The sequence below is a fragment of the Pseudomonas sp. P5_A2_2 genome, assembly GCF_054177685.1.
The window spans coordinates 1-7,742 of the sequence record NZ_JBGCUL010000152.1 but is presented as its reverse complement, the minus strand read 5'-3'; the positions used below and the strand labels follow the sequence as shown (position 1 = coordinate 7,742).

The 7,742-nt window shown below is 60.0% G+C and carries 7 protein-coding genes; 4 read left to right on the top strand and 3 right to left on the bottom strand.

What is annotated here, in order from left to right; genetic code table 11:
* Both ACXRVY_RS12095 and ACXRVY_RS12090 read right to left on the bottom strand, forming a co-directional pair.
* The coding region (locus ACXRVY_RS12095) for an AraC family transcriptional regulator (protein ID WP_458237464.1) at nt 1–725 on the bottom strand (725 nt) is incomplete at its 3' end.
* Nucleotides 692–1,693, bottom strand: coding sequence for an AraC family transcriptional regulator (locus tag ACXRVY_RS12090; protein WP_457265861.1), 1,002 nt, complete (start codon nt 1,691–1,693; stop codon nt 692–694). The genes ACXRVY_RS12090 and ACXRVY_RS12095, both read right to left, overlap by 34 nt.
* A 167-nt stretch (nt 1,694–1,860) precedes the next feature.
* Here ACXRVY_RS12090 and ACXRVY_RS12085 point away from each other — a divergent pair, with 167 nt between their 5' ends.
* Nucleotides 1,861–2,007, top strand: a complete 147-nt coding sequence (locus ACXRVY_RS12085) for a hypothetical protein (RefSeq protein WP_457265862.1) — start codon at nt 1,861–1,863, stop codon at nt 2,005–2,007.
* A 3-nt stretch (nt 2,008–2,010) separates the two neighbouring features.
* On the opposite strand, the gene ACXRVY_RS12080 is transcribed toward ACXRVY_RS12085, so the two are convergent.
* Nucleotides 2,011–2,607, bottom strand: a complete 597-nt coding sequence (locus ACXRVY_RS12080; RefSeq protein WP_457265863.1) for a TetR/AcrR family transcriptional regulator — start codon at nt 2,605–2,607, stop codon at nt 2,011–2,013.
* A gap of 119 nt (nt 2,608–2,726) precedes the next feature.
* Between ACXRVY_RS12080 and ACXRVY_RS12075 the strand changes: the two genes are divergently transcribed.
* The 3 genes from ACXRVY_RS12075 to ACXRVY_RS12065 all read left to right on the top strand — a co-directional run.
* Nucleotides 2,727–3,884, top strand: coding sequence for a MexC family multidrug efflux RND transporter periplasmic adaptor subunit (locus tag ACXRVY_RS12075; protein ID WP_457265864.1), 1,158 nt, complete (start codon nt 2,727–2,729; stop codon nt 3,882–3,884).
* A gap of 27 nt (nt 3,885–3,911) precedes the next feature.
* Nucleotides 3,912–7,043 carry a multidrug efflux RND transporter permease subunit gene (locus tag ACXRVY_RS12070; RefSeq protein WP_457265865.1) on the top strand — a complete coding sequence of 1,044 codons (3,132 nt, stop codon included), beginning with the start codon at nt 3,912–3,914 and terminating at the stop codon, nt 7,041–7,043.
* A 3-nt stretch (nt 7,044–7,046) separates the two neighbouring features.
* On the top strand, nt 7,047–7,742 hold a 696-nt coding region (locus ACXRVY_RS12065), incomplete at its 3' end, for a TolC family protein (RefSeq protein WP_458237463.1).

The following is a 7,742-nucleotide window of genomic DNA, read 5'->3' as shown; positions in this document are numbered from 1 at the left end:
GCTGATAAGCGCTCCATGCCCGACAGATGTTGAGCGATGAGTTGATGCAGGGTTTCGCTGGCGCAATCCAGCGGCTGCGCGAGCACRCAAGCGTCGAACAGCAGTCCGGTGTGCGCTGCAGAGAAGGTCGGTGTGATGCCCAGCACCTGCCGATAGACGAACTCGTCAGCAAGGGGCGCATGACGGAGCATTACCGCCTCGGGATGCCATTGATCCCCGGCCAAGGTCCGCATCAGTTGCATACCGACACCACACGCCAGTTCTTCTGCTTGAGGCAATCCGTCAATCGCCACCTCATCGGCCCGGTAACCAAGCAACGCAACGCCGTCGACCACCTCCAGGTCGATGTGTGCCGCGCCATTGTAGTACGCGAAATTGGCGCGCAGCTCGAGCAAGGCATCGCCGATGGTTCGGGTGTTGTGAATCAGGAAAAAAATATCACCGAAGACGTCGATCCCTTGATAGAGCCCAAATTCCAGGCCGAACAACGGGTTATTCGAACGCTGTTGGCACAGCTCCAGCAAGCCGCAATAGTGCTGGAAGGACAGGATATCTTCCGGGCGCTGCAGCGAAGCCACAGGCAGAGAAGCCCTACGCAGCATCTGGCTCGGGTCCAGGCCCTGATGGCGGGCGAATTGATCGAATCTCGCCAGGCTGAGTGCACGAATGAACGGATTGGAGGCCATGTTATTTACCGATGAGTTTGCTGCATGCGCTGCTTCCACTTTTGCGGGCTGATGCCATTCCAGCGAGTGAAAGCCCGGGAAAATGTGCTCAGGTCGGCGTAACCCAACAGACTTGCCAGTTGCGTCAGACTGATCGACAAATCGCAGAGGTAACGCGCGGCCATTGCCTGGCGGGTGTCGTCCAGCAGTTCCTGAAATCTTGTGCCTTGTGCCCGAAGATAGCGTTGCAAGGTGCGCGGGCTGATCATCATGTGCTCGGCCATCTGGCGAAGCGTGACCGGGCCATTGGCAAGCTCGTTGCGCAGCAGTTTTTGCACGTAAGACGGCAATTCTTGCAGCGTCACGCGGGCCAGCTCATTGATGTGTTGCTGGGCTAATTGCTGACACCTGACGTCAATCGCTCCCAGAGGTATCGCCAGCAGTGACTCATCAAATACCCAGGCGTTGACGGGGCAGTCAAAGCGCGGCGGTACACCCAGCAGCGCGCGATAAGTACTGCGGTTTGCCGGGGCACAATGGCGCAACATCAGACCTCGCGGCTTCCAGGCCTGCCCCAACAGTTCCCGGAGCAGACAAGCGGCAATTGCCATCGCCAACTCCACCGTCTGGCGTACCGTGATCACCGCTCCATCGGTGATTTCATACAGGAGCAGGGCGTTGCCAGCCTGACGTTCAAGGCGCACTTGCGCGCCGTCGCTATGAACATGGAAATAGCGGGTCAGTAGATTCAGCGCTTCGCCCACGTTGCCGGAGCAGCGCATGGCATAGAGCAGGGTGCCGAGACTTTGCGTGCCCTGGCGTAAGCCGAACTGCAAGCCGAACAAGGGATTGTTCGAACGCATCGCACACAACTCGATCAAGGCATTGAACTGGGCGCCGGAAAGTTGCGCATCCAGCAGGTCTACAGGCAGATGAACCTCAGCCAGCGCCGAATCCGGATCGATGCCCTGACTGACAGCGAACTCCTTGAACCCTAACAGAGCAGTACCACGGACAGTGGACATCATCTCGATCCCCCGAATGAAGCACAGCCTGTGGCCAAGGGAGCACTGGCACGATTTGCAAAATCTCTGGCGCGATCTGCAAAGCTTTCACCCTGGTCCCGAGACCAGACTTGAGACACCAATAACAAAAGACCTGCGTTCGGCTCAAGGCTGGACGATGGAGGTATTCGATGCGTCGGTTCCTGTTCGCTTTCCTGGTGGTCGCGCTGATTTCGGGTGCGCTTTATTTTCAGACTCGGCCCGCTAACCACACTGTTGTTTATCATTCCAATCACCCACCGGTTGCCAGCATCAGCGATGCCTTCACGCATTTCTGAGGACTAAAGCGTTCTTTCCTGTACAGACGAGTGCTTGCGGAACTCGCCGCCAGACAGGGCTCCATGCAGGAACATCTGCTCAAGCGTTCGTGCCGAATCAGCATTGGCGGCACGCCCGCGCTGTTCGGCATCCACCAGGCCGTAGACCAGAGTGATGAATAGCTCGGTAAAAATGGCCGCGGTGATGTCGATGCGAAACACCCCTTTTTGCTGGCCTCGCAGGAAGAATCCATCCAGCGCCTCCAGGTAAAACTGCCAGCGTGTGTCACCCCGTTCGAAGTCAAGGAAGTCAGGGCGGTATTGCGCCATCAGAAAGGCCAGCAACTCGCGATGGGCGAGGTGTTCCCGGATCAGTCGACGCAGTGCGTCCATTGTTTCCAGATGCTGTAGGCCGGCGCTCTTGATAATCAAATTGAGCGTGCCCTCGGCGTACTCCTCCAGTCGCTGCCCCAGGTTTTCCCGTGTTCCGCAGTAGCGGTGCAGGGTCGCCTTGCTCACGCCTGCCAATTGTGCCAGCTCCTTCATCGTCGCTCGCGGCCGGCTGACGACGGCCACAGTAAGCGTCTTGAGCAGGTGTTCATCATGGGAAATCGGGTTCATCACCAAGCCTCAAGCGACGTTCATAGAAGGTTAATTATCATCTCATATGAGACATATTTGACTCATTAGGGTTTAGAAAGTAGCATCCGCACCAAATTCAATCAAGCCTCGGGTGAGTTATGGGCAATTTGCGTGCAGTAGGGATGGCGGGCTCGCTGGCAGCAGCCATTGTGCTGGCCGGATGTGGGCCGGCGAATGAACAAGCGAGCATGGCCGAAGTGGCGCGCCCGGTAGAAGTTTTGGCGGTGAAGACTGAGCCTTTGGCGCTGACTACGGAGCTGCCGGGCAGGGTCGAACCGATGCGGGTCGCAGAGGTGCGCGCACGGGTACCCGGCATCGTGATGCAAAAGCGCTTTGAAGAAGGTGCTGACGTTAAAGCCGGCGACCTGCTGTTTCAGATCGACCCAGCACCGCTCAAAGCTGCTTTATCGCGCGCCGAAGGTGAGTTGGCCCGCACCCAGTCTGTCGTGCTTGAGGCTCAGGCGAGGGTCAAACGCTATGAGCCGCTGGTGAAAATCGAGGCGGTCAGCCAACAGGATTTCGACAGTGCCACGGCAGACCTGCGCAGCGCTCAGGCGGCAACCCGTTCGGCCCAGGCCGATCTGCAAAGCGCCCGGCTGAACCTCGATTATGCCTCGGTGACTGCGCCGATTTCCGGCCGCGTCGGCCGTGCGTTGGTAACCGAAGGCGCGCTGGTAGGCCAGGGTGAAGCGACGTTGATGGCGCGAATTCAGCAACTTGATCCGGTCTATGTCGATTTCACCCAGTCGGCCGCTGATGCACTGCGTCTGCGCGAATTGCTCAAGGGCGGAAAACTCTCCGCCGACGACAACAAGGAGCTGTCGATTCGAGTCGACGGCACCGCTTACGAGCGCCAGGGCGCGCTGATGTTTACCGATGTCGCGGTAGATCGTGGCACTGGCCAGGTGTCGTTGCGCGGCAAGTTTGCCAATACCGACAGCGTCCTGTTGCCGGGCATGTTTGTGCGGGTACGCACACCACAAGGCACTGACAACCAGGCCATTCTCGTACCGCAACGCTCGGTGCAACGCGGCAGCGATGGCGCCGCCCAGGTGATGGTGGTCGGCGCAGACGACCGGGTCGAATCACGCAATGTGGTCACCGGTGCCATGCAGGGTTCGCGCTGGCAGATCAGTGAAGGATTGAAGGCGGGCGATCAGGTGATCGTCGGCGGACTTACCGGTCTGCAACCTGGGGTCAAGGTCGCACCTGGTCAGTCCCACGCCCAGGCTCAGTCGCCTGAGTCGAAACAGTAAGGGCGCAGTCGCCGCGAGGATTTTCCGATGTCTCAGTTTTTCATCAAACGCCCGAACTTTGCCTGGGTGGTGGCGTTGTTCATCTCCCTGGCCGGCCTGCTGGTCATCCCGATGCTGCCGGTGGCGCAGTATCCCAACGTTGCGCCACCGCAGATCAAGGTGACGGCGACCTATCCCGGTGCCTCGGCGAAAGTGCTGGTGGACTCGGTCACCAGCGTGATTGAGGAGTCGCTCAATGGTGCCAAGGACCTTCTCTATTTCGAGTCGACCAACAACTCCAACGGCATTGCCGAGATTGTGGTTACGTTCCAGCCCGGCACTGATCCGCAGCTCGCCCAGGTTGACGTGCAAAACCGCCTGAAAAAGGCTGAAGCACGCATGCCACCAGCCGTGCTCACCCAAGGGCTGGAGGTGGAGCAGACCAGTGCCGGTTTCCTGTTGATCTATACGCTCAACTACAAGGAAGGCACCCAGCACAGCGATACGACAGCTCTGGGTGACTATGCCGCGCGCAACATCAACAACGAACTGCGCCGGGTGCCGGGCGTCGGCAAGCTGCAATTCTTCTCCTCTGAAGCAGCCATGCGCGTCTGGATCGACCCGCAGAAACTTGTGGGTTACGGGCTGTCCATCGACGACGTGAGCACAGCCATCCGCGGGCAGAACGTGCAAGTGCCGGCCGGCAGTTTCGGCAGTACACCGACCAGCAGCCAGCAGGAACTGACTGCCACGCTGGCGGTGAAAGGTACTCTGGATAATCCGGAGGAATTCGCACGCATCGTTCTGCGCGCCAACGAGGACGGCTCGACGGTCAAACTGGCGGATGTCGCCCGCGTGGAAGTCGGCCAGGAGAGTTACAACTTCAACTCGCGTCTGAACGGCAGACCGGCGGTGGCCGCAGCGATCCAGTTATCTCCCGGCGCCAACGCGATCCAGACAGCGACGGCAGTCAAGGAACGCCTGGCCGAACTGTCGGCGTACTTCCCGGACGATGTGGAATATTCCGTGCCCTATGACACTTCGCGTTTCGTCGATGTCGCTATCGAGAAGGTGATCCATACCTTGATCGAGGCGATGGTGCTGGTATTCCTGGTGATGTTCCTGTTCCTGCAGAACATCCGCTACACGTTGATCCCGTCGATTGTGGTGCCGGTGTGTCTGCTGGGCACGCTGCTGATGATGTACCTGCTGGGCTTCTCGGTGAACATGATGACCATGTTCGGCATGGTGCTCGCGATCGGCATTCTCGTGGACGACGCTATCGTAGTGGTGGAGAACGTTGAACGAATCATGGCCGAGGAGGGGCTGTCACCGGTCGACGCCACGGTCAAAGCGATGGGGCAAGTATCGGGAGCGATCATCGGCATCACCCTGGTGCTGTCGGCGGTGTTCATGCCACTGGCGTTCATGTCCGGCTCGGTGGGTGTGATCTACCAGCAGTTCTCGGTGTCGCTGGCGGTGTCGATTCTGTTCTCGGGCTTCCTGGCGCTGACGTTCACCCCGGCACTGTGTGCCACGCTGCTCAAGCCGATTCCTCAGGGACACCATGAGAAACGCGGTTTCTTCGGCGCTTTCAACCGTGGCTTCGCCCGGCTCACCGAGCGTTACTCGATCCTGAACAACGGGCTGGTGTCGCGTGCCGGCCGGATGATGCTGGTGTACGTGGGCATCATCGCGATGCTCGGTTACTTCTATCTGCGCTTGCCGGAGTCGTTTGTGCCCGTGGAGGACCAGGGCTACATGATCGTCGACGTCCAGTTGCCGCCGGGCGCGACCCGTACCCGTACCGAAGCCACCGGTGAACAACTGGAGCGGTTCCTCGCTTCCCGTGAAGCGGTTGCCTCGACGTTCCTGGTGTCGGGCTTCAGTTTTTCCGGGATGGGCGATAACGCAGCGCTGGCATTCCCGGTGTTCAAGGACTGGTCGCTGCGTGGTGAAGATCAATCGGCCATGGCGGAAGTCATGGCGCTGAACGAGCAATTTGCCGTGACTAACGACGGCGCAGTGATGGCGGTGCCTCCGCCTCCGATTGATGGCCTGGGCAACTCCGGTGGTTTTGCACTCCGCCTGCAGGATCGCGCCGGCCTGGGCCGCGAAGCATTGATCGCAGCCCGCGACCAGTTGCTCGGGCAGGCCAACGGCAACCCGAAAATCCTCTACGCAATGATGGAAGGCCTGGCCGAGTCGCCGCAATTGCGGGTGGAGATCGACCGTGACAAGGCCCGTACCTTGGGCGTGAGTTTCGAGTCGATCAGCAGTGCATTGTCAGCCGCGTTCGGATCGGAGGTGATCAACGACTTCACCAACGCTGGCCGTCAGCAGCGTGTGGTGGTGCAGGCCGAGCAAGGCGACCGGATGACCCCGGAAAGCGTGCTCAAACTGTACGTGCACAACAGCGCGGGCAATCTGGTGCCGCTCAGCGCCTTCGTCACCACCCATTGGGAAGAAGGCCCGGTGCAACTGGTGCGCTACAACGGTTATCCGTCGATCCGGATCGTCGGTGACGCCGGGCCGGGATACAGCACCGGTGAAGCCATGGCGGAAATCGAGCGAATCGCTGCACAATTGCCGGCGGGGTTCAGCTACGAGTGGAGCGGCCTGTCGTATCAGGAAAAGGTCTCCAGCGGTCAGGCGACGCAACTGTTCGCGCTCGCGATCCTCGTGGTGTTCCTGTTGCTGGTCGCGCTTTATGAGAGTTGGGCAATTCCCCTGACCGTGATGCTGATTGTGCCGATCGGTGCCATCGGTGCGGTACTCGCGGTAATGGTCGCCGGCATGCCCAACGACGTGTATTTCAAGGTGGGGCTGATCACCATCATCGGTCTGGCGGCGAAGAACGCGATCCTCATCGTCGAGTTCGCCAAAGAGCTGTGGGAGAAAGGTTATAGCCTGCGCGACGCTGCCATCGAGGCCGCACGTCTGCGCTTTCGGCCGATTGTCATGACCTCCATGGCTTTCATCCTCGGCGTCGTGCCGCTGGCGTTGGCAACCGGGGCAGGGGCTGCGAGTCAGCGTGCAATCGGTACCGGGGTGATCGGCGGCATGCTAAGCGCGACTTTGCTGGGTGTGCTGTTCGTACCGATCTGTTTTGTCTGGGTGCTGTCGATGCTGCGCAGTAAACCGGCACCCATTGAACAACCCGCTTTGACTCAGGAGTGACACATGCGTATTTCAGCTTTTTCTACGCTGGTGATCGCCATGCTGCTGGGCGGTTGCTCACTGGCGCCCACCTATGAGCGGCCCGTTGCGCAGGTTGCGGATAACTGGGCGGGTGAGTCGACGAAGCAGGGCAGTCCGATCAACCAACTGGTGTGGCAGACGTTTATCGTCGATCCCGACCTGCGCCGCCTGGTGGTGATCGCTCTGGATAACAACCGCTCATTGCGCCAGACGCTTCTGGATATCGAGCAGGCCCGGGCGCAATACCGCATCCAGCGAGCCGACCGGGTACCGGGGTTGAATGGCAACGCAGCGGGCAATCGCCAGCGCTTGCCGGCGGATCTGGCCGACAACGGCCGGGCGGGCGTTGCCAGCGACTATCAGGTCGGCCTGTCGCTGCCTGAATACGAGCTGGATCTGTTCGGCCGGGTGAAGAGCCTCAGTGACTCCGCGTTGCAAGAGTACCTGGCCACCGAAGACGCCGCCCGCGCCGCGCAGATCGCACTGATCGCCGAGGTCAGCCAGGCGTATCTGGTTCACGATGGCGCCCAGCGTCGCCTGGATCTGACCCAACAAACCCTGATCAGCCGCGAGTACTCGTTCGCCCTGATCAGCCAGCGCCGTTCGAACGGCACGGCGACTGCACTGGACTACCAGGAAGCGTTGGGGTTGGTGGAGCAATCGCGCGCAGAACAGGAA